A 19,870-nucleotide genomic window follows, 5' to 3' on the forward strand; every position below is an offset into this window, starting at 1 on the left:
GCACGTACGGTTCTTAGAGGGGCGGCACTTGGTAACAAGTGTCGTCTACTCGACAGAGACGTGTTATGCCGCCATGCTTTGGGACAAGAACGCCTCAGTGCTATGACTCTAAAACGCGTGTGCCTCAAAATCCGGCAGAGTTAAACCCATACATATCTTGTTCCAGTTTTTCACCAGATTATTTAGTCGTGAAGATCTCGATACGATTGAAATTAATGTGAGGCGGATGATATAAATGTAATCTTTAAATGCAAGAATTAATAAATTTAGATATGGTACAAATGGATAACTTTCCCACCGTAGGACTTAAAACCTCGTTACCCATAAGCATATTGGCACTTGCCTTATATTACTTATGGGGCGACATGGGTTTTAATGATCTTCGAGGCCTTTTTTGGGTGGTGGCGTTTGTGATGATGCTTACTTTAAAGAAGAGTGAAAATAGCCTCTTTTCAGTAACTCCACAAGTTTCCTCTTTTACTCATCATGTATTCCCAATTACTGTGCTAGCGATTGGCGTGGCTTGTATCACGTTGTTCTATATGGAATTTATCCGGCAATATGTCACGGGACAAGAAGTCGACTATATCGTAGGATTTCTCGTTAGTGGTGAACTGGAAGTAAGCGAGAAACTAAATTATCTTTTCGAAACCGTTATATTAGCTCCGTTATCAGAGGAGTTTTTCTTCAGGTTTATCTTGCTAAGTAGCATATGCTTACTTTTGAGAAACAAGTTTGTAGGCGTAATTTTATCGTCACTCTTATTCGCCTACGGCCATGAAGACACTGTCGTTGCTTTTTCTCTAGGTATCACTGCATCAATAGTTCTACTGAAATACATGAGTATATATAGCGCTATAATTTTTCATACGATTTATAATTTGTGGATATATACAGTGGAAGTTTTTATCGTACCCGCATTTTTCTTTAATGATTGGGACTTTGCACCAAGTGGGAACATCGGAACAATCGTTTCTATAATGGCATTAGCTGTATCTTTTTTGGCACTATTGATTATTAAACGCAAGGAAAAATCAATACAATAAGGTTTTAGCAACCGCTTCATCACTATATGGACTGAGGCAATAATCAATGAAATCAACACACTTATCAACACCTCGATAGTAAAGTTGCTGACACACTTTTGTCCAAACCCGTGTTAATAGGTGCGATTATAATAGCTTGCCAACCAACGAAGAATTCGTGATTGCTCAACAGTCGGTAGAACTTCTGTAATCTGAACTGAAGTCTAAGCAAGAAAAAGACAATCAAAAGCGAGCCCAAGTGGCTCGCTTTTTGTGTCTAGTAAAGATGCGTCTGAATGTTTTAACAGGGGGATAGCCTACAAGGCGATCGTGAAACAGTTTTAGAACAGAGCTTAAATTGCGACTCATCGGGTGCTCTGGAAGCGCTAAGGTTATTTAGTCCCTGAGCGGTAGTTTGGATCTGTCCAGCATCGAGGTAACTCTTCCCCTGACATAAACATCAGTTCGGACTTTTTAAACATCTCAGGGTCTTGCTGTTCTTCGCCTGCTTGAAACCGACCTTCGATACTGTCTTGAAATAAGTTGGTTAATTTGGTCATTTCAGTTACATCAACGAGGTCACCGGTTTTTTCTCTTTTAGAAACATTTTTTTGCCCTCAATCTAATCGGTCACCCCTAATTATAATTGCTATTTGGAAAATGAGAGTCTTTTCAATTCCGGCACTTCTTGACTAAGCAGACCCCAGAGCTACGCTTATGATCATCGACAACCCAATCGATGAACAAGCTTATCCTCAACAAATAAATGGAGTCGCGATGTCATCTGCCCATATTGCAAACAATCTCAGTGAACTGATTGGCGATACCGATCTTGTTAGAATCAACAGTCTTTCAGATATATCAGGTTGTGAAATTCTTATTAAGTGCGAACACCAGAACCCGGGTGGTTCGATTAAAGATAGAGCGGCACTTCAGTTGGTTATGGATGCAATAGAAGCCGGTAAGCTTAAGCCGGGAATGACAATCGTTGAAGGTACTGCTGGTAATACGGGAATAGGACTTGCTCTGGTCGCTAAATCCCTTGGTTACAAAATGTTGGTGGTGATGCCAAAAGGGCAGGCACAAGAGAAAGAGCGCATGATCTCGCTTTATAATGCTGAACTGTTATTGGTCGACCCTTGTCCTTTTGCAAACCCTGAACATTTTTACCACACGGCTAAGCGGATTGGTGTCGAAAATGAGAGTTATTGGTGGGCAGATCAGTTTGAAAATCTCAGTAATTATCGAGCGCACTATTTAAATACTGGACCTGAGATCTGGCAGCAAACACAGGGGAATATTGATGCTCTAGTTTCAGTGGTGGGGACGGGTGGAACCATTGCCGGAAACTCACACTATCTATCTGAGCAGCAACCCAATCTCGAAACTTGGTTAGTTGACCCAAATGGGTCCGGCATTTATTCGTTTCTACGTAATGGACACTATCAATCAACGGGAAGTTCGTTCACGGAAGGCATAGGGATCATGCGAACGGTTGAAAATTTCAGGCAGGCAAAAATCAATCGTGCAATTACGCTTCCCGATCAGGATTTGGTGACGATATCCCGCCTTGTTGCGGAACATGACGGTATTCTTCTAGGAAGCAGTTCGTCGTTGAACGTAGCAGGTGCGCTATACGCTGCGGCTAGAATGGGGAAAGGGAAAACCATCGTTACATTTAGCTGTGACCTTGCTGAGCGCTCGTATTCGAAGCTGCACAACGAAACGTTTCTGAAAGAAAAAGAGATACAGCTTAATAAAGAAAACCTCTCTCAACTATGGGCTCGTTATCAAGCCGAAGATGGCAGCATGGTCGTCAACGTATAGTCGCTTTAAGTTAGTAACAGCCAGTGGTCTGCCAGCTCTTTCGTTAGCGCTGAACATCCGGTTAGAGCTAAACATCCGTTAGCACCAAATCCGGCACTATTGCTTGTTATTAGGGTAGTGAATCACATTATGAAATACGGCGTTTCCTTCACCGATATTTTTGTAGGCATGGGTCTGGTTGGCATTGAAGCGAACGGCTTGTCCTGCGCGTAACGTATGCCACTCATCATCAAACATCACGGCCATCTCTCCTGAAATGCATAAGATGTGCTCAGTGACGCCTGCGTTATGTGGGGCGGATTCATGCTGGTAATCGGGTGCTAGGGTGAGTTCGAATATTTCAAATCCTAGTGCTTCCTCAAAAGGAAACAACAAACTGACGAAAAAGCCAATGTTGTATTCCTCATGTCTTAGTTCGTTTGCATCTCTGAATAAACTCGTCAGTTCACTGTTTGGGCTAGCCGCGATAAAGCTCGAAAGTGACACCTCAAATCCAGAAGCTATCTGCCAGAGCTTAGCGACTGTCGGGCTGGATTCTCCACGTTCAATTTGTCCTAACATTGCTTTACTCACGCCTGTTGCTTTCGCTGTTTTGTCTAAGCTCCAGCCTTTTTCTTGGCGAAGGCGTTTCAAGTTAACGCCGACTTTAATTTCTGTTTGCATATTTTCTCTACAAGTTTTTCAAAAATTAGTTGTGCGTTATAGCGCACGGGTGCTAAGTTCAGTCTATGGACGTTATAACGCACACAGGAATAAATTAACATGACTAAGCTAAAATTTTCTCACGTCAGTACCGGCTTTATCGCTGTTTTCATTGGTTATGCGAGCGCCGCGGCGATTATTTTCCAAGCGGCAATGAGTGCTGGAGCAACCGAAGAACAAGTGGCGTCATGGTTTTGGGCGTTGGGGGTTGGCATGGGCGTAACCACAATACTGCTCTCGTTTCATTACAAGAAGCCTGTGGTTACAGCGTGGTCGACGCCTGGAGCGGCGTTGTTAATCACATCTCTTGAAGGGCTGACAATGAATCAGGCAGTAGCCGTGTTTTTGTTCAGTTCGATGTTGATCACGTTGGTTGGATTGGTGGGGATATTTGAGAAAGTCCTAAAACAGATCCCAACATCGATTGCCTCAGCGATGCTCGCGGGGATTCTATTGCAATTCGGTTTGGGTTTGTTCACGTCGCTAATGGAAGAGGCACAAGTCGTAGCGGTCATGCTCGCTGTATTTATTCTGGCGAAAGCGCGGTTAGGAAATTTACTGATCCCAAGCATTTTCATCATCGCATTGGTCATGTGTGTGGGTTTTGGCAAACTCGATGTTAGTCAGGTGACTATGGGATTAACGACCCCAGTGTTCATTTCGCCCGATTTTGAGTTCTTTTCGTTGTTTAGTGTTGGTATCCCATTGTTTATAGTGACGATGGCTTCACAGAACTTACCGGGATTTGCGGTTCTAAAAGCGAATGGATACCAAGTTGATTCATCGAAGATCATTACCACCACCGGGGTAACAGGTTTGATCTTCGCACCGTTTGGTGGCTTTGCGTATAACCTTGCAGCGATTACGGGCGCTATTTGTATGGGCCCGAATGCGGATAGTAACCCCAAGACACGTTATATGGCTGGGATCTGTATGGGCGGGTTTTACTTGTTAGCTGGTGTGATGGGGATGTCATTTGTGTCGCTGTTTAGCGCCGTACCCTCCGAGATTGTCATTGCGGTTGCTGGCTTAGCGGTGATGCCCACCTTGATGAATTGCCTTGCGGTATCAATGGCAGACAGTCACTACAGAGAACCCGCACTGCTTACTTTCTTATTCACCGCTTCTGGCACCAATTTACTGGGAATCGGTAGCGCATTTTGGGGTTTGTGCATCGGGTTGTTTTGTTGCTGGTTACATAATTACAAAGCTAAGTCGCGTGGAGCAAACAAGACTTCGCAAACTTCGTCGTAATCAAGCTACCCAAGATTAGGATCAGGTTCGCTGTAAATTAGAAACATCAGCAAGTTGTTTGAGTAGTAAGCCCAGTCATACTCGTGACTGGGCTTGCTTACAAAGGAATAAAGCTACTTAACTTCGTATCTCAGTAGCACTTCATTATCGAGAACGACATTTGTCGACCAGATAAAGCTTGCGCCAGCACCACTGAATTTTTCGATAAAGTTCATGTACGCTTTTTTATTGTTCACGCCAATATCGTCTTCTGAATATACCGATGCTAGAGGCCAAGATGTTGAATCGAACTCTTGGTTCATCCAGTTGGTTGGTGTTTCCCAATGAGCGGCGTAGGCATCTTGACCGTGGTCAGTTCCTTCCGTGGTGCAGCTTTCAGAAAGACGCTTCCCGTCCACTTCACTCAAACAAGTCAGGTCATAAATCGGTGAGGTATAAAAGGTTTGTGCTTGCCAGTCTGGACCTGTCACGGTTCCGTCACTAAAGCTCGCGATAAAGCCACCATCACCAGCGTGGTATGCCTTTCCGCGGTTATCTTCGCTGCCAAGACCTAGGTTTTCTTCCCAATCAATCACTTTCACCGCAATCGTGTAAGGCTTCTTCACCTTAAATTTGACGATGTTTGAGTTAAACGGTGTGAAAGGAACGGTGTCTACCGCGATTAACTTGCCGTTGATATAAAGTTCGAAATAGTTATCGGCAAAAATATAACCTGTTATTTCCTCACCGTCTTGATCCACAACAGCTACCGGTACAGAGCTTTGATCGACTTCGGCTAGGCTGCTTGGCGTGGTGTTTGAGCACTCTTCATAAAGATCAAAGGCTTTCGGCCCTGTCGCAAAGTTGTTCTTGGCTGGAACCGTCCAAACCTTTCCTTCTGAGTCCATAATTTCCCCGACGCCCGCCACTCGGCTACGTCCGTTTGCACACTCAAAGAGATTCGATTCAACAGTGGTCGCCACACCTTGAGTAATACTCGCTGAGCCTTGGTAATCACTGATGTTGCTGACCGAAGGCGTATCTGATGATGGTGAGCAGCCTGTAGCGAGCAAAGCAACCGATGAAAGGGCAAGGGCTTGATATTTTTTGATGATCATTGATTGGGTATCCTAAATGGGTGATTTAAATAAGCGTGGTTCAAAATAAGCCAAGTGCAAGTAAGTTAATTGAAAACAAAGCTATTTCAAACAAATCCGAGCTAAGTAGCTAAGTAGCTAAGTAGTTAAGTAAGCCGTGAACTCATAGCTGATAGCTGGAACGACGAAACTAAGCAAGAGCCAAAGCAATTGTGAGGTACCACGCTTATTATTTGATGAGGCATATATTACCCGTACAAATGTAAACAAGCGTAAAGCTGAGTAAGCATGCGCAAAACAGCGCTTTTATAGGATGATCACATCAGCTTGCGCGGAGCTTGAAAAAATACTTAGAACGAAGCGGTTTCAGGTTGTGATTGAGATAGTATTTTGCTACAAAACGCGCATAATCTCGCTATACAACATTTAAAGAAGAATTTACCTATGACTACCTTTCAATACTACTTTCACCAACTGCCTTGCTTCGACTGTAAAAAAACGACAGTAAGTACTGATCTTGGTTGGTTAACGCCTGCGATGAAAGACGATGCTATCGCACAAGTGACAGCAACACTTGCCCAAGGCGAGGTCACTCCTGATCTTTCAGCGGACGTGGTTTGTACGAAAGATGAAGCGCGTGAGTATTTACTACTGAACTTCTTCGGTTATTCAGAAGAAGAGCTAGCAAGCGGAATCGAAGCGGATGATGAAAAAGAAGTGGTAGACGAAATCGCAGAGCTAGTAGAAGAAGGTAAAGACACCATCACCTTCGAACATGAGATTGCTCTTCAGTGCTGTGCAGACTGCGATGTTGAAGACGAGTCAAACTAAGCTCTTGTATTAAGAGTATTAAACTAAGTACTCTTATTAAGGTTCATCATGAAGCTATGATGTTCTAATGATGAAAGGCGTTAGCGAATTGAGTTCGCTAACGCCTTTTTTGTCTCTCTGTTTCTTATCTTTAAGCGGCATTCAATCTTAAGATGTTGTGCTTTCTATGATGCCTTGTTTGCTCAGTTGCGAAAGGATCTCAGCGGTCTTCTCTCTGAATAAATCTCTCAGTAGACGCACAGTCGGGGTGATGGATTGACGACTTGGACACACTAACCACAGCTCGGTAGGGGTCGGCTTAAACTCAGGCATGACTTTAACCACTTCGCCTGAAAGCAGATGACGTGACATGTCTAGACAAGATTTTATTGCCACTCCTCTACCCGCGATACACCAACGTCTTACAAGGTCAGCGTCGTTCGAAGCTCGGTTCCCTTTTAGTTTCACTTTATGATCTTGAGTGCCATCGTTGAATATCCACTCGTCTTGCAATATGTCATGAAGTTGGTAGAGCAAACCATTGTGTTGAGTTAAGTCACTCGGGTGTTTTGGTGTTCCCATTTCAGCCAAGTATTCAGGGGCCGCACACAATATTCTGGGTACATCGCAGATTTTAAAGCCATACATGTTGGCATCAGTCGGGGAGCCGTAACGCAGCGCCATATCGACGGAATCTCGGTAGAAGTCGATATTGCTATCGCTGATGCTAGTGCGAAGCGTCGCCTTTGGGTATTCAAGCAAGAACTCATCTAACCAAGGTGTGATTAGGTTGCGTCCTAGATCCGATGAAAGCGCTATGCGAATTTCACCGTCAAGAATACCAAGCTCTTCGCGCATGTTGAGCTTCGCTTGCTCCAACATCTTTAAGGCTTGTTCGCATTCCGGTAAATAACGCTCGCCTGCTGAAGAGAGTCTTAGGTGGCGCGTGGTTCTTACAAATAACTCCGCACCGAGTGCCGCTTCAACACGTTTTACTGCTGCACTTGCTGTGGCAGTGCGCATATCAAGGTTGGTGGCTGCAGCGGTGATACTGCGAAACTCCGCCACTTTCAAAATGACCTGTAAGTCTTCAAGAAGCATGTTATCTACCTGTATTGAATTATGTTCTAAACATGGCGTTGGGATATTTCCCCATCACAATCTGCAAATGGGTTATCTCTACTTATCGCTTCTAAGTTAGCTTCAAATACTTAATTGTCAAAACTAATTTGATAATAATTCAAATATGAGGCTGTTTTTCATTAGTAATTTTCTCACTATCATTTCCCCATATCGACAACGTAGCGCAGTACACATCGTATGGACGAAACCTACGATCTAGGGGGATAAGATGACTAAGAAAATCACAATGGGTGTAACGGATTTGTCGTTCCACCGTACGACCGCATCATTGGTTGCCAATGTATTGAAATCCATGGGTTTTGAGGTAGAGCGTATTTTCTCTCCACATCAGGAGAACTTTGAAAAGCTGAAAGCAGGCCAAGTGGATATGCTTTCTTCTGCGTGGTTGCCATCAAGTCACGGTATCTACAAAGCGGGCGTTGAAGAAGTTGAGCCACTTATCGAGCTTGGGCTTCATTATGAACCTTATGCTTTGTGGGGCGTACCAGACTATGTGCCTGAAGAGGCGGTTTCTGAAGTCTCTGATTTATTAAAAGCTGAAGTGATCGAGAAAATGAACTCGACCATTCAAGGCATCAACCCCGGCGCTGGTATCACACGCTTCTCTATCCAGATGATGAAAGATTATGGCCTGAGCGATGCCGGCTACGAGTTCTTTCCTGGCAGTGAAGACGATTGTTTCAGTGCCTTTGAAAGTGCAGTCGCAAACAAAGAGTGGGTGGTAGTGCCACTGTGGAAACCTCAGTTTTTGCACTATCGTTACGATATTCGTGAGCTCAAAGAGCCAAAAGGCCTACTCGGAATAGTGGACAGAGCAGTGCTTCTTTTAAGAGACGACAAGAAGCATCTGTTCAGCGAACAACAGATTCAGAAGTTGGATTCCCTATGCTTCTCGAATGACATCATCGCAGAGCTGGATTACAAAGTTTGCCGTGAAGGTAAACCACAAGATCAAGTCACACATGATTGGTTGATTGAGAAAGGCCTGATTTAGCCTTTAAGCCGTTGGCAATGCAGTGAGACGTCTGCGTTACTCAGATAACGGCAATACCACTATCAAAAATTATTTGAGAATTATTCAAATATTAGGCGGTTTATCTAGAGTGAGAATTGACTAAGATTAACTCGTCTAATTCAAGGAGAAAGCACAATGTCAGTACCATCAAAAATGAAAGCTATCGGATTTACTCAATCACTTGCGATTACAGAGCAAGACAGTTTATTTGAGTTTGAAACGAGTCTGCCAGAACTAAAAAATAATGACTTGCTGGTAAAAGTGAGCGCGACTTCTATTAACCCTGCTGACGCAAAAATTCGTATTCGTAGTGCCAAAGACAAAACACTCGAACAACCAAAAGTGTTGGGCTATGACGCAGTCGGTGAAGTTGTTGGCAAAGGTGCTGACGTTGAAGGCTTCGAAGTCGGTGACCGTGTGTACTATGCAGGTGACGTAACTCGTATGGGCGCTAATGCCGAATACCAAGCTGTGGACTACCGTATTACCGCTAAAGCGCCGAAGAGCCTTTCTGATGAAGCTGCAGCCGTTATGCCACTAGCAACGCTTACGGCTTGGGAAGCATTGTTTGACCGCTTGCGTGTTCGTCCTGAAGAGAAAAAGTCTATCCTGATCATTGGTGGAGCAGGCGGTGTTGGTTCAATTACGATTCAACTGGCTAAGCAACTGACCAACCTAAATGTTATCGCAACAGCTTCAAGACCCGAAACTGAACAGTGGGTAAGGGATATAGGGGCGGATTATGTGGTGAACCACCGTAACCTTGTCGAGTCTGTGCGAGAGCAAGGCATTCAACATGTCGACTACATTTTCAATGTTGCAGACACAAAAGGGCACTGGGATGCGATGGTTGAATTGATCGCACCGCAAGGCATGATCAGTTCGATTGTTGAATTTGATGGTGGCATTGACTTGTCAGCGCTGCAAGGCAAATCAGCAGGCTTTGTTTGGGAGCTGATGTTTACACGTTCACTGTTTAACACCGAAGATATCCAGAAGCAGCAAGACATCCTATTCCAAGCCGCGAATCTGATTGATGCGGGCCGTATTAAATCGACGCTAACCTCGACCCTAAATGGCTTTAGTGTGGAAACACTTAAAGATGCACACCAACGTATTGAAAGCAGTGCCTCGATTGGTAAAACTGCCATCAAATACTAATTGCTGATGTTTTAATCCGTCGTTGTTTTGAGTCGTTGACGGTTTAAATAGAAGAAGCCCCTGATATCTTATTGTTAGTCAAAAGGTACCAGGGGCTTTTGTTTTCGGTTTAGTCAGATTAGTCAGTTTAGTCAGCTTCTGGTGATGTGATAGGTTTCGATGTTCTGAAGTGAAGCTGTATTAGGTCTAGCTCAAAAGGCGAGGGCTGTTTGTCCGCAATCAAAAAAACTATTTGTTTGATGTCTCGTGCCTTAAGTTCCGGCGCATCGCTCAGTAGCCGACCTCTGAACACAGCTTGAAAATCATTGAAGTGGAACACCTTGTTAAGCCGCACTCCCTTTATCGTATCGAAATCGTGTTTGTATTGAACTCGATTACCATCTTTCGATGTTGTGAGCCTCAGTTGGTAAGTGCGACCATCACCAACGAATACTAGATCTGCGCTATCTATTTCATGGGCTGGTGATTTAATGGAGCGCTTTATGGAACTGAACCCCCCATTATTTTCTAACGATAGCTCGCCCTTAAATTGACTCGTCTCGCCTTCGTAAACAAGCTCGCCTGTTGAGATGCCGCCCATCACATCGTCGTTGGTCGCTGTCCAATTCTTATGTTCGTTCGGTTGTATAAAATCAATCATACCTATGCCTGCTACAGATACTTGAGACCATAAAAAGGAGAGGCTGAGTACTAGCCAAAAAGGGTGTCTTCGCTTAAGCAATGAAGCCGTTTCGTTCATGATTGTCTCCGTTAGCCGTTAGCCGTTAGCCGTTAGCCGTTAGTCTGTTCGCGTTTTATGGAGAAGGTTCAGTGGCAAGCATACCCAGACAACGCTCAATAAATTCAGAATAATTTGAAGCATTGTCGTACTCGATTTTCAATGAACCATGAAACATCAGCGTCACTGTTACGTCTTTATAGCTTAGCCAACAGGTATAACCATCATAATCATGCCAAGCCGCCATTTCGCCCACTTGATATTTATTGTCCAGTTGCTCGCCAGAGGTGCGAATGCACTCAAACACTCTGAGAAACTCAATAATGGTGATTCTGTTGTCCATGTTTTGCTCCCGCTGAGTAGTTATTGGTAATAGGCTGAATATTGGTATCTAAATTTGTTACTGTTTGATTGCTGTCCCTACGGCTTGCCTTTGTGTTCCGATCACTGAAAGTGATCTTATCTTCTCGATAAACCTCTGTTTTCTAATATTTTCATCGTCATTCCATACATCCGATTAATCCTGAGCAAAACGGGTGTAACAAACTTAATAACGATGTTAACCCTCAAGATAAAGACAAGCTTAATTTACGTTTATGGTGGTTAATTAAAATTAGAGTCGATAGGATAAATAGCGTCGGAGCCGGGTTATTGGCTGAAATAGAATCTATAGAAAGTGCGTGTCAACATGATAGAAAAACTGAAAAAGGAATGGTTTCTTGTAGGGATGGTGGTGGCTATGGTCGTTGCTGTTTTTACGCCGGATTGGGGCAAATCGGGTGGGGTACTTCATCTCGATACGGTGACTGTTCTCGGCATCGCTTTGGTGTTTTTCTTACACGGTTTGGATTTGTCTCCCAAAGCCATTCTTGAGGGGCTTTCGAATTGGAAGCTGCATGTTTTTGTACAAAGCGCGACATTCTTAGTTTACCCACTGCTTTGGGTGATATTCGGGCAAGGCTTTGTCGCTTATATGCCAGCAGCTCTGGCCTTTGGTTTCTGTTACCTCTTCGTATTACCGAGTACGATTTCGTCTTCGGTCGCGATGACGGTGATTGGAAAAGGAAACCTACCGGGTGCGATATTCAATGCATCACTTTCTAGTATCTTAGGCGTGTTCATTACGCCTCTACTGATCCAGCTCTTTATGGGGTTGGAAGGTGCAGAGCTAAACCTGATGGAATCGGTGATCTCTATATCTAAAATGCTGCTATTGCCAATGATTGTCGGCCAGTTGATGCGCCCGTTACTTTTTGAATGGACTCAGAAACACAAGTCAGTGGTCAATAAGTTAGATAAATACGTGATACTTCTGATCGTCTACAGTGCTTTCTGTGACTCTATTGAACACGGTATTTGGAGCGACTTTTCACCAATGCTGTTGTTGCTGTCAGCGGTGATTTGTTTAGTGGTATTGATGGTGATGGTACACGGCATTCAATGGAGTGCCCGAAAGGTTGGATTCAATCATCAAGATGAAGTCGCGGCAGTATTCTGTGGTACTAAGAAGACCTTAGCGGCAGGTATTCCTATGGCTAAGGTGATCTTTGCTCACAACCCTAATCTAGGGATGATATTACTACCAATCATGCTTTATCACCCGATTCAGATCTTTTACTGTGCAGTGCTAGCCAACCGTTACGCCAAGGTTGATACACAATCTAGTTAAACTTGTTTGTTGTTACAAGTACAACAGAAAAACGCCTTTCACTTCGCTGTGAAAGGCGTTTGTATTTGAATCTACTTCACTTTAATTAGAGTGCTTGAATCTGTATGAGCAAATGCGTTGTCGTAGATCTCTAAGCCTGTTGTTTGAGAGTACGTCAGCGTATCGTCTGAAATGCTAATGTTCATCGTGAAGCCCGTGGTGGTTGCGTTGTCCGTCATGTATTCGGACTCAGCGATGCCACGCTTAGACGCAACTAACGTCATTGTATCGCCAGCAGGGCCTTCTGCGGTGACACATGTGGTGCGTGGTACGCAGTAAGAGTTGTAGACGACCTGATTTTTTTGGTCGTAGATGAAGTAGCCACGTTGATCGTGGAACTTAGAGTCGTCGGCCTTTCTGAATACTTCTTGTTTGTAGTACAGAGCAACCAGATATTGATCGCTGGCATTGGTTGCATCTGCCGCAACCTCAAACGTCATTACTTCATAGAATGGTGTAACCGCGGGACCACCTGCACCCACTTCTGTGCCTTCTTGGCCTGGAGAAATATCAACGCCGCCAGTTTCGACTGATTTCCATGTGCCGACTAACTTTGCGAGTGGACCAAAATCCATACCATTGATTGTGTTGTGGTCGGCTACTGCTGGAGCCGAGATTACCGCTGCGATACCAAGTGCTAATAATTTTTTCACTTTAACTTCCTTTTTATTAATTATCTGACCCCAATAAAAATAAGGTTATTGTGAAACTAGTTTATTAACCCAGATCAGTGTTGTTGGCTAATATGAAATCGAATTGTAACTTGATGTATCAGTCAGTAAGGGGATATTAATGTGTGTATATATTGAGCAAGAAGCAGTTGTTGGGTCGTCTTATCTCAGTGATACACCATGGGTTTGCTAACTCTTGTGGTTGAGTTGAGTCACATTGGATTAGGTCGTCTAAACTTAAAGCTTATATCGCATCAAATACGACAATTTGGGCTCTAAAGACGTTCTCGAAATAAATGCAAATTAGTGCTTTACCTCAACTTAACTTGAGGTATTAGGATATGCAACGTTGCTTACGAGAATACTTTAAGGAGAGAAGAATGATCCAACTTGAACATGTGAATTTAGTGGTAAAAGATATCCCAGAAATGCTGGCTTTCTATAAAGCGGCGTTCCCTCATTGGTATGTCCGTGATGAGGGAAAAGGGGAGTGGTCAGGTAAGCCACGTAACTGGCTGCATTTTGGCGACGAGTACCAATACATAGCAATAAGTGATCACGGTGAAGGTGAAAATAGAGATTTGGCTGGGCATTCTGTTGGCCTCGCGCACTTCGCTTATGTGACCAATAATATCGAAAGTGTCACTCAGCGCCTTGTTGATGCGGGCTTCCCAATTGCCAAACCCGGCGCCGAAGAACCTTATCGAAAAAACGTCTATTTTGTGGATCCGGCAGGTTTTGAAATCGAGTTTGTTGAGTATTTGAGTGATGATCCCAAGTTACGAAATGCCACAAGTTAATCACGTAATACGCCGCTTTATTAAAGTTGGTTAGCGGCATGAAAACACGTTAGAGAACATTTATAGAAAAGGGCATTGTGGAATAATCCGCAATGCCCTTTTTAGGTCTATGCAATAGCTGATTATTTAGCTGATGTTTAGCTCAGTTGTTGGGTTGTTTATTTAGCCTTAAAAGGCACCAACAGTTGTTTGCCAAACACATTAATCAGCGCGCCAGTCACAATCAGGCCACCGCCTAGATAAGTCCAAATTGATGGAATCTCATTGAAGATCCACACGCCTAACAGTGCTGAGAATACGATCTGAACGTAAGAGTAAGCTGAAGCCTTGCCTGCTGCTTGGGTTTGCATCGCTTTGGTTAAACCGTATTGGCCTATTTGTGTGAAAATCCCGACCAGAACCAACATCATGGTTAAGAACAAACTAGGCCACACAAAGTCGTTCCAGATAAGGGCGGTTGAGATTGGGAGAGCAACCAGAGGGAAGTAGAAGATGATCACTGAGCTATCTTCCGTTTGGCTAAGCTTTCTCACAATCACATAAGCAATTGAGCTACCAAATGCGCCACATAACGCCACCATAATGCTGAATAGCGGTAATTCGCTGCTCGCGCCACTGTTCATGCTTGGTTGTACCATCACTAATAGCCCAGCTAGGCAGAACGCAATGCAGATCATGGTCGATTTTTGGACGCGTTCTTTCAGAAATAACACGCCAAGTAGGGCGGTAAATACAGGATGAACGTATTGTAGAATGGTCGCTTCGGCTAATGGCAAAGTGGTCACAGCGTAGTAAACACACATCAAGGCTGCTGTACCAACTGCGCCTCGAACAAACAACAAAGGTTTGTTATTTCCCCAGATCGAAATGCCTTTTCGCTTAACGTCGATATAACTGATGATCAAAGACACCAAAGCCCTTGCTGCAACAATTTCGAATACAGGTATGCCGTAGTTGCTGATGTATTTCACACACGCAGACATCAGTGCGAATCCAAAAGCAGAGAGGATCATGAACCTAACCCCAACAGGGATCATTGAAAAAGAGAAAGAAGGCATAAAAATATCAATCGGTTGAGGGAACAGGAATCATAACTTAGTTTAGAAGAGCCGACCAAAGTCTTTGTCCTGTTCTATTACACCAAACCATTGATATTGATGTGCGAGTACTTTCAGCAACTCGATCTCTTTTGTTGTCTCTTCTCTAAGCCATTCAATAAGGTCGTTGATGATAGGCGTGTGACTACGCTGGTGCATGAAGTAAGTCCAAGCACTGTGTTGGATTTTTGCATTTCTAGGGCAGTACAAGAAGCCTCGTTGGAGATCTTGTTGAACTAACAACAGATCCGTGACCGTAACCCCTTCTCCGGATAAACAGGCACTGAGTGCCATATCTAAAGACAAGAAACTGGTATTTCTGACGGGTTTCTTTGGTGGGAATTCAACATCGGCCAACCACACTTTCCAGTCGTGATGATCTAAGGTTGGGTGGAGTCTTGGTAGAGTTAAGATCGAATCGAGGTCGGTGTCTTTATTCGTTAAGTTGGTCGAATTAGTTAAGCTAGTCGAGCAGACCGGTGCCATAAACTCTTCACGCAAGAAGGTGATGTCAGGTGCCTTGTCATAGCGTTTTTTGAAACGCGTGTGGAAGATCAGTAGATCATACTCACTACTATTAATCGATTCGTCTTCCTCAATCACAGGAACTATGACGATCTCATGATCTTGATAACGCTCGTTTAATTCCCTGACTTTAGAGATCAATACTCGCGTCGCGAAACTTAAGGTCGCTTTGATCACGATACGTTTCTGCTTCGGCTCACTCCAAGAGGCAATGATAGCTTCGATATTGCCGTAGCTTTCACGCAAAGCCACATACAAATCATGACCTTGTACCGTTAATTCAATCGCTCGATGCTTACGAATAACCAGTGATGCGTTTAACTCATCTTCAAGCTGTTTGATCTGTCGGCTGATTGCACTTTGTGTCACATGCAGCTCTTCGGCAGCCAGAGTAAAGCTCATCAGCCTTGCAGCAGCTTCAAACGCTTTTAAGCCATTATGTGAGGATGGCAAGCTAGGATATGGGGTCATAATTCGTTCGCATGAGTTTATGGAATGCTAGAGTCGCAAATTTATCAATTGAACGCCAGCCTCATCGATCGTATTTTGGGCGAAATTAACTGAGGCGCTCATGAAAAAAATACTCACTCTTGCATTCCCTTTGATCATTTCACAGCTGATCTCTATGGCGTTAGTCCTTACTGATGTTTGGATGATGTCGCGTATCAGTGTGTCAGCCCTTGCGGCTGGTGGCTTAGGCGCCTCTATCTACTTTTTTATCTTTATTATTGCGAGCAGCACCGTGGGTTGTGTCGCGAACTTGATTGCGATTGCTTATGGTCAGCGAGTAGCTCGCCCTGAGTTTGGTAATACTCAAATCAGATTGGCTGTGAAAGGCGCAACCATGTTGGCATTAGTGCTCAGCGTGACCCTAATGGCCAGCTTCTGGTTTGCTCCGTTGGTATTAGAAGCAGCCAAACAGCCGCCAGAAGTGATCACTTTAGCCATGGAATATGTCCATGCTTTGAAGTGGGTGATGTTGCCTTCGCTTATCTTATTGGTGCTTCGCGGCTTAACCAGCGCGTTTGGTAATGTGCGCTCTATTCTGGTGATGTCGATTATCACCGTAATTCTGAATGTGCCAGTCAGCTACTTCTTAACCTTCCAATTAGACATGGGCTTAACAGGTTTAGGGCTAGGTACGGCTATCGCGGCATTTATCGTGATGGTTGGATACACGGTTTGGGTATTCAAACGTGACGAATTCAAGCAGTTCGCCCCTTGGTTAAACAAAGAAGAGTATTCAATCAAGTTGATGAGCCCGCTTTTAATGATGGGTTTGCCTATCGGATTAGCAGCATTACTTGAACATGGCCTTATTTACGGCGGCACCTTGATGGCGGGCACGATCAGTATTGCTTCGTTAGCCTTACACCAAATCCTGCTGCAATGCTTAAGCTTCACCTGGAACTTCAATTTCGGTTTCTCACAAGCTGCGGCGATTTTGGTGGGGCGTGATTTCGGTGCGGGAAACTACGAAGGTATCAAAAGAACCTCGATTCTCAGCTTTATCTTGGTGTCGGTGTTGAGCGTTGCTTTGTCTGCCGTGTTCATCATATGGCCCGAAATGATCGCGTCTATCTTCAAGCTAGACGATGGCACGGGTGCGATGACTTCACTGTTGGCTTCTGTTATCTGGGTAGTGGCGTTGTGCTTTATTGTTGATGCTTGGCAACTACTGGCGATTAACTTGTTGAGAGGGATGAAGATTGTCTCCATGCCAACCGTGATGACTGCTATCGGATACTGGGTATTTGGCCTACCTGCTGCTTGGTATTTGATGCCAAAATTTGAATTGGCAGGGATCTGGGGTGGAATCGGCGTTGGTTTGGGCGTGACAGGTATTCTGCTGCTTATCCAATTGATGCGTGTCATCCAAAAGAACAGCAAGTCTCCGGATTTGTCGAATCATGCTTATACGTGATTTGCTAATGGTGTACTGAACACAAAAAAGCCGCAGTCATCATAATGACTGCGGCTTTTTGTTGTCTATTCAGATTCTCCCTTTTCTGGGGGAGATGGGAAGAATCAATATCAGGATTAGGGGCAGCTATTGTCTACCAGACGACTTATTGCCAGACTACTTTCTATCAAACTACTTTCCACCAGAGAGCGCAGACTTCATCATGGTTTTGAACTGCTCTTTCTGCTCTTCAGTCAACACGTTATAAATGTTGTTCTTAAGACGCATCTCTTGCATCACCATCGACTTCTCGGTTGCTTGAACGGTGTCGATGATCTTTTCCATCTCGGCTTCATTGAAATCCGGTTGAGTCACAAGGCTGATCTGTTTCTTCTTGAGCTCGATCGCGCTATCCATGTCAATCTGTGTTCTATCAGATTGGTAGCCTTCAACAAGGGAGATGACTTCCGCGTGTTGCTCTTCGCTTAGGTTTAAAGAAGCAATAACCATTTGCAGTGGGCTCACTGCTGGCTGTGGCGGTTGTTGTGGTGATGAAGCACTCACAAACGGAGCGGTAACGAGTAGAGCTGAAGCAGTTAATACACAAAGCGACTTTTTCAGTGATTTCATTGAATTTCTCCTGTTAGTGGAAACATGAGTATAGATGGCGAAGCTGAACTCGATATGAACACGCTGTTCAGTTAAGGGTGCTCAGTGATTTACGTTCACTTAAATTCGTTCAGATAAGTACCTTCAAGTAAGTAGAGAGTGGGTTAGACCTTGGTCTTACAGAAACCTACGGCAAAGGTGACTAGAATGATTTGAGTTGCTCACCGTTTTATCAAGGAATACACAAATGGAAGTTGGATTGTTCTGGGCTGAAAAAGGAATGTTAGTGCTTGGCGCACTGTTTGTTTTGACGAGCATGATGCAGTACGGAAGACGCAGTAGCGATTGGAAGGGCGTGATTACGATGTTTTATAAGCGTATCCCAATGAGTATCGCGGAATACAAATGGTATCGTTTGGGTATCGCTTTATTGGTGTTTGCTGTGGTTATACGTTTCGCATTACTGATCCTATGGCCTTCATATCAGTTCTAGCTATTCACATTACGTCTCTTATCATGGCTACATAAAGCCGATAAATGAATGAGCAAACCGAGCCTTAATAAACTCACTTATTAAGGCTACCATTTCATAAACTAGCGCTGTTGTTCCATAAAAAAGTGCTATTACTCTATAATGATGAACGGTTATTACCTTTGTAGCATATTGTTTTTCATGAAGAATAATGCCAGATAATCGTTCACCTGCTTGTTCCATCATTCTTACTAATAATCTACACATAAATTCATTCACCCCGTACCTGATACTATAATGTTCTGTTACACTCGTTCGAATTAGCTTTAATTTGTCAGTGGTGCATTTATGTCGTTCCCAGTTCTTATATGTGATGATTCTGCGTTAGCAAGGAAGCAGATGGCTCGATCACTGCCTAGTTCTCTAAATGCAGATATAACTTTTGCTGTTCATGGGCTTAATGCACTTGAAGAGTTAGCTCAAAACCAATTTAAATTGATGTTCCTCGACCTCACCATGCCGGAATTAGACGGCTATGGCACATTGGAAGAGATGCAACGTTTGGGTGATACCACGCCTGTTGTCGTTGTTTCGGGTGACATACAACCAAAAGCACAACAGAAGGTGCTGGATCTCGGCGCTAAAGCGTTTTTACAAAAGCCGATCGATAAAGAAGCGCTAAAAGCTATTTTACGTGAGCATGTTGAGCCGCCAAAGCAGCCTCAGATTATTACTCCAACCGCTTTAGAACTGCCAATACTTCGTAGACGCGATATCTATATGGAAGTCGCGAACGTTGCGATAGGCCGTGCCGCTGATGCACTGGCTCGTCACTTTAATGTATTTGTCCACTTACCACTGCCGAACGTCAACATCTTCGAAGTGAGTGAATTGCACATGGCACTTCGTGACCTAGCCGACAACGACCAAGTGTCGGGTGTTTGCCAAGGCTTTAGCGGAGAAGGTATTGCAGGCGAAGCATTAGTCTTATTGAGTGATTCTAGTGTGAGCGATCTTAAGAAGCTCATGAAGGTGCCAACAGAGAGCGAGCAGCTAGAAGAACTAGAGTTGTTGATGGATGTGTCGAACATCTTAGTTGGCTCATTCTTGAATGGATTAGGGGAGCAATCAGAAGTTCGTTTTTTCCAGAGCTCTCCTGTACTGCTTGGGCAACACATCTCGATTGATTCCGTGATTGAGAATACCAGTGGCTCGTTTAAGAAGACCATGACCTTTGAAGTCAGCTACAACATCGATGGCACGTCCATCCGTTGTGATCTTCTATTTATGTTCGTTGATGAGTCTTTGCCGCTTCTAGACAACAAATTGGCCTACCTAATGGAGGAGTTTTAAT

General features: G+C 44.0%; 22 protein-coding genes. 11 read left to right on the plus strand and 11 right to left on the minus strand.

What is annotated here, in order from left to right:
* Window positions 1–248: 248 nt before the first annotated feature.
* Window positions 249–1,046, plus strand: a complete 798-nt coding sequence (locus tag AB6D06_RS15140) for a lysostaphin resistance A-like protein (RefSeq protein WP_372110818.1) — start codon at window positions 249–251, stop codon at window positions 1,044–1,046.
* A gap of 371 nt (window positions 1,047–1,417) precedes the next feature.
* Here the strand turns inward: AB6D06_RS15140 and AB6D06_RS15145 are convergent, their stop codons facing one another.
* Window positions 1,418–1,585 carry a hypothetical protein gene (locus AB6D06_RS15145; RefSeq protein WP_017062447.1) on the minus strand — a complete coding sequence of 56 codons (168 nt, stop codon included), beginning with the start codon at window positions 1,583–1,585 and terminating at the stop codon, window positions 1,418–1,420.
* A gap of 217 nt (window positions 1,586–1,802) precedes the next feature.
* Between AB6D06_RS15145 and AB6D06_RS15150 the strand changes: the two genes are divergently transcribed.
* Window positions 1,803–2,852 carry a cysteine synthase A gene (locus tag AB6D06_RS15150; protein ID WP_372100347.1) on the plus strand — a complete coding sequence of 350 codons (1,050 nt, stop codon included), beginning with the start codon at window positions 1,803–1,805 and terminating at the stop codon, window positions 2,850–2,852.
* Window positions 2,853–2,948: 96 nt separating this feature from the next.
* Here the strand turns inward: AB6D06_RS15150 and AB6D06_RS15155 are convergent, their stop codons facing one another.
* A complete protein-coding gene (locus AB6D06_RS15155; protein ID WP_017070515.1) occupies window positions 2,949–3,515 on the minus strand; it encodes a helix-turn-helix domain-containing protein in 567 nt (188 codons plus the stop codon).
* Window positions 3,516–3,614: 99 nt separating this feature from the next.
* Between AB6D06_RS15155 and AB6D06_RS15160 the strand changes: the two genes are divergently transcribed.
* Window positions 3,615–4,808 carry a benzoate/H(+) symporter BenE family transporter gene (locus tag AB6D06_RS15160; protein WP_102333938.1) on the plus strand — a complete coding sequence of 398 codons (1,194 nt, stop codon included), beginning with the start codon at window positions 3,615–3,617 and terminating at the stop codon, window positions 4,806–4,808.
* A 113-nt stretch (window positions 4,809–4,921) separates the two neighbouring features.
* On the opposite strand, the gene AB6D06_RS15165 is transcribed toward AB6D06_RS15160, so the two are convergent.
* The gene (locus AB6D06_RS15165; protein ID WP_102333937.1) at window positions 4,922–5,905 is read right to left on the minus strand and encodes a hypothetical protein; all 984 of its coding nucleotides are present in this window, start codon (window positions 5,903–5,905) and stop codon (window positions 4,922–4,924) included.
* A gap of 423 nt (window positions 5,906–6,328) precedes the next feature.
* Between AB6D06_RS15165 and AB6D06_RS15170 the strand changes: the two genes are divergently transcribed.
* The gene (locus tag AB6D06_RS15170) at window positions 6,329–6,715 is read left to right on the plus strand and encodes a hypothetical protein (protein ID WP_102333936.1); all 387 of its coding nucleotides are present in this window, start codon (window positions 6,329–6,331) and stop codon (window positions 6,713–6,715) included.
* Window positions 6,716–6,862: 147 nt separating this feature from the next.
* Here the strand turns inward: AB6D06_RS15170 and AB6D06_RS15175 are convergent, their stop codons facing one another.
* Window positions 6,863–7,795, minus strand: a complete 933-nt coding sequence (locus tag AB6D06_RS15175; protein WP_372110823.1) for a LysR family transcriptional regulator — start codon at window positions 7,793–7,795, stop codon at window positions 6,863–6,865.
* Between the two features lie 268 nt (window positions 7,796–8,063).
* Between AB6D06_RS15175 and AB6D06_RS15180 the strand changes: the two genes are divergently transcribed.
* Complete coding sequence (locus AB6D06_RS15180; protein ID WP_372074320.1) at window positions 8,064–8,831, plus strand: glycine betaine ABC transporter substrate-binding protein; 768 nt, start codon at window positions 8,064–8,066, stop codon at window positions 8,829–8,831.
* Between the two features lie 156 nt (window positions 8,832–8,987).
* A complete protein-coding gene (locus AB6D06_RS15185; RefSeq protein ID WP_372110825.1) occupies window positions 8,988–10,013 on the plus strand; it encodes a zinc-binding alcohol dehydrogenase family protein in 1,026 nt (341 codons plus the stop codon).
* Window positions 10,014–10,140: 127 nt separating this feature from the next.
* Here AB6D06_RS15185 and AB6D06_RS15190 read toward each other — a convergent pair whose 3' ends face one another.
* Together AB6D06_RS15190 and AB6D06_RS15195 are read right to left on the minus strand one after the other, a co-directional pair.
* Window positions 10,141–10,752 (minus strand): CIA30 family protein, encoded by a 612-nt coding sequence (locus AB6D06_RS15190; protein WP_372100342.1) that lies wholly within the window; start codon window positions 10,750–10,752, stop codon window positions 10,141–10,143.
* Window positions 10,753–10,807: 55 nt separating this feature from the next.
* A complete protein-coding gene (locus tag AB6D06_RS15195) occupies window positions 10,808–11,074 on the minus strand; it encodes a DUF3081 domain-containing protein (RefSeq protein ID WP_371724978.1) in 267 nt (88 codons plus the stop codon).
* Window positions 11,075–11,419: 345 nt separating this feature from the next.
* Between AB6D06_RS15195 and AB6D06_RS15200 the strand changes: the two genes are divergently transcribed.
* Entirely contained in the window at window positions 11,420–12,400 is a 981-nt protein-coding gene (locus AB6D06_RS15200; RefSeq protein WP_372110829.1) for a bile acid:sodium symporter family protein, read from the plus strand.
* Window positions 12,401–12,471: 71 nt separating this feature from the next.
* Here AB6D06_RS15200 and AB6D06_RS15205 read toward each other — a convergent pair whose 3' ends face one another.
* Complete coding sequence (locus tag AB6D06_RS15205) at window positions 12,472–13,092, minus strand: heme-binding beta-barrel domain-containing protein (protein ID WP_017062436.1); 621 nt, start codon at window positions 13,090–13,092, stop codon at window positions 12,472–12,474.
* A 398-nt stretch (window positions 13,093–13,490) separates the two neighbouring features.
* On the opposite strand from AB6D06_RS15205, the gene AB6D06_RS15210 reads away from it, so the two are divergent.
* Window positions 13,491–13,910 carry a VOC family protein gene (locus tag AB6D06_RS15210; protein ID WP_017072063.1) on the plus strand — a complete coding sequence of 140 codons (420 nt, stop codon included), beginning with the start codon at window positions 13,491–13,493 and terminating at the stop codon, window positions 13,908–13,910.
* Between the two features lie 158 nt (window positions 13,911–14,068).
* On the opposite strand, the gene AB6D06_RS15215 is transcribed toward AB6D06_RS15210, so the two are convergent.
* Both AB6D06_RS15215 and AB6D06_RS15220 read right to left on the minus strand, forming a co-directional pair.
* The gene (locus tag AB6D06_RS15215; protein WP_372100341.1) at window positions 14,069–14,968 is read right to left on the minus strand and encodes a DMT family transporter; all 900 of its coding nucleotides are present in this window, start codon (window positions 14,966–14,968) and stop codon (window positions 14,069–14,071) included.
* Between the two features lie 42 nt (window positions 14,969–15,010).
* Window positions 15,011–16,003 carry a LysR family transcriptional regulator gene (locus AB6D06_RS15220; protein ID WP_372110833.1) on the minus strand — a complete coding sequence of 331 codons (993 nt, stop codon included), beginning with the start codon at window positions 16,001–16,003 and terminating at the stop codon, window positions 15,011–15,013.
* A gap of 100 nt (window positions 16,004–16,103) precedes the next feature.
* Here AB6D06_RS15220 and AB6D06_RS15225 point away from each other — a divergent pair, with 100 nt between their 5' ends.
* Entirely contained in the window at window positions 16,104–17,456 is a 1,353-nt protein-coding gene (locus tag AB6D06_RS15225; RefSeq protein ID WP_102451178.1) for an MATE family efflux transporter, read from the plus strand.
* Between the two features lie 171 nt (window positions 17,457–17,627).
* Here the strand turns inward: AB6D06_RS15225 and AB6D06_RS15230 are convergent, their stop codons facing one another.
* A complete protein-coding gene (locus AB6D06_RS15230; RefSeq protein WP_017087288.1) occupies window positions 17,628–18,065 on the minus strand; it encodes a Spy/CpxP family protein refolding chaperone in 438 nt (145 codons plus the stop codon).
* A 226-nt stretch (window positions 18,066–18,291) separates the two neighbouring features.
* On the opposite strand from AB6D06_RS15230, the gene AB6D06_RS15235 reads away from it, so the two are divergent.
* Complete coding sequence (locus AB6D06_RS15235) at window positions 18,292–18,537, plus strand: hypothetical protein (protein WP_004731665.1); 246 nt, start codon at window positions 18,292–18,294, stop codon at window positions 18,535–18,537.
* Between the two features lie 27 nt (window positions 18,538–18,564).
* Here the strand turns inward: AB6D06_RS15235 and AB6D06_RS15240 are convergent, their stop codons facing one another.
* The gene (locus AB6D06_RS15240) at window positions 18,565–18,762 is read right to left on the minus strand and encodes a hypothetical protein (RefSeq protein WP_017081448.1); all 198 of its coding nucleotides are present in this window, start codon (window positions 18,760–18,762) and stop codon (window positions 18,565–18,567) included.
* Between the two features lie 102 nt (window positions 18,763–18,864).
* Here AB6D06_RS15240 and AB6D06_RS15245 point away from each other — a divergent pair, with 102 nt between their 5' ends.
* Window positions 18,865–19,869, plus strand: a complete 1,005-nt coding sequence (locus AB6D06_RS15245; protein WP_004731662.1) for a response regulator — start codon at window positions 18,865–18,867, stop codon at window positions 19,867–19,869.
* Window position 19,870 lies beyond the last annotated feature (1 nt).

The organism is Vibrio sp. 10N.239.311.G01 (assembly GCF_041465805.1).
Classification (GTDB): domain Bacteria; phylum Pseudomonadota; class Gammaproteobacteria; order Enterobacterales; family Vibrionaceae; genus Vibrio; species Vibrio crassostreae_C.

Coding starts and splice junctions, on each gene's coding strand:
- AB6D06_RS15215 (WP_372100341.1), bottom strand. CDS start 14,968: ATGCCTTCTTTCTCTTTTTCAATGATCCCTGTTGGGGTTAGGTTCATG.
- AB6D06_RS15140 (WP_372110818.1), top strand. CDS start 249: ATGCAAGAATTAATAAATTTAGATATGGTACAAATGGATAACTTTCCC.
- AB6D06_RS15185 (WP_372110825.1), top strand. CDS start 8,988: ATGTCAGTACCATCAAAAATGAAAGCTATCGGATTTACTCAATCACTT.
- AB6D06_RS15160 (WP_102333938.1), top strand. CDS start 3,615: ATGACTAAGCTAAAATTTTCTCACGTCAGTACCGGCTTTATCGCTGTT.
- AB6D06_RS15230 (WP_017087288.1), bottom strand. CDS start 18,065: ATGAAATCACTGAAAAAGTCGCTTTGTGTATTAACTGCTTCAGCTCTA.
- AB6D06_RS15155 (WP_017070515.1), bottom strand. CDS start 3,515: ATGCAAACAGAAATTAAAGTCGGCGTTAACTTGAAACGCCTTCGCCAA.
- AB6D06_RS15240 (WP_017081448.1), bottom strand. CDS start 18,762: ATGATGGAACAAGCAGGTGAACGATTATCTGGCATTATTCTTCATGAA.
- AB6D06_RS15245 (WP_004731662.1), top strand. CDS start 18,865: ATGTCGTTCCCAGTTCTTATATGTGATGATTCTGCGTTAGCAAGGAAG.
- AB6D06_RS15145 (WP_017062447.1), bottom strand. CDS start 1,585: ATGACCAAATTAACCAACTTATTTCAAGACAGTATCGAAGGTCGGTTT.
- AB6D06_RS15175 (WP_372110823.1), bottom strand. CDS start 7,795: ATGCTTCTTGAAGACTTACAGGTCATTTTGAAAGTGGCGGAGTTTCGC.
- AB6D06_RS15225 (WP_102451178.1), top strand. CDS start 16,104: ATGAAAAAAATACTCACTCTTGCATTCCCTTTGATCATTTCACAGCTG.
- AB6D06_RS15190 (WP_372100342.1), bottom strand. CDS start 10,752: ATGAACGAAACGGCTTCATTGCTTAAGCGAAGACACCCTTTTTGGCTA.
- AB6D06_RS15170 (WP_102333936.1), top strand. CDS start 6,329: ATGACTACCTTTCAATACTACTTTCACCAACTGCCTTGCTTCGACTGT.
- AB6D06_RS15195 (WP_371724978.1), bottom strand. CDS start 11,074: ATGGACAACAGAATCACCATTATTGAGTTTCTCAGAGTGTTTGAGTGC.
- AB6D06_RS15235 (WP_004731665.1), top strand. CDS start 18,292: ATGGAAGTTGGATTGTTCTGGGCTGAAAAAGGAATGTTAGTGCTTGGC.
- AB6D06_RS15150 (WP_372100347.1), top strand. CDS start 1,803: ATGTCATCTGCCCATATTGCAAACAATCTCAGTGAACTGATTGGCGAT.
- AB6D06_RS15165 (WP_102333937.1), bottom strand. CDS start 5,905: ATGATCATCAAAAAATATCAAGCCCTTGCCCTTTCATCGGTTGCTTTG.
- AB6D06_RS15200 (WP_372110829.1), top strand. CDS start 11,420: ATGATAGAAAAACTGAAAAAGGAATGGTTTCTTGTAGGGATGGTGGTG.
- AB6D06_RS15180 (WP_372074320.1), top strand. CDS start 8,064: ATGGGTGTAACGGATTTGTCGTTCCACCGTACGACCGCATCATTGGTT.
- AB6D06_RS15220 (WP_372110833.1), bottom strand. CDS start 16,003: ATGACCCCATATCCTAGCTTGCCATCCTCACATAATGGCTTAAAAGCG.
- AB6D06_RS15210 (WP_017072063.1), top strand. CDS start 13,491: ATGATCCAACTTGAACATGTGAATTTAGTGGTAAAAGATATCCCAGAA.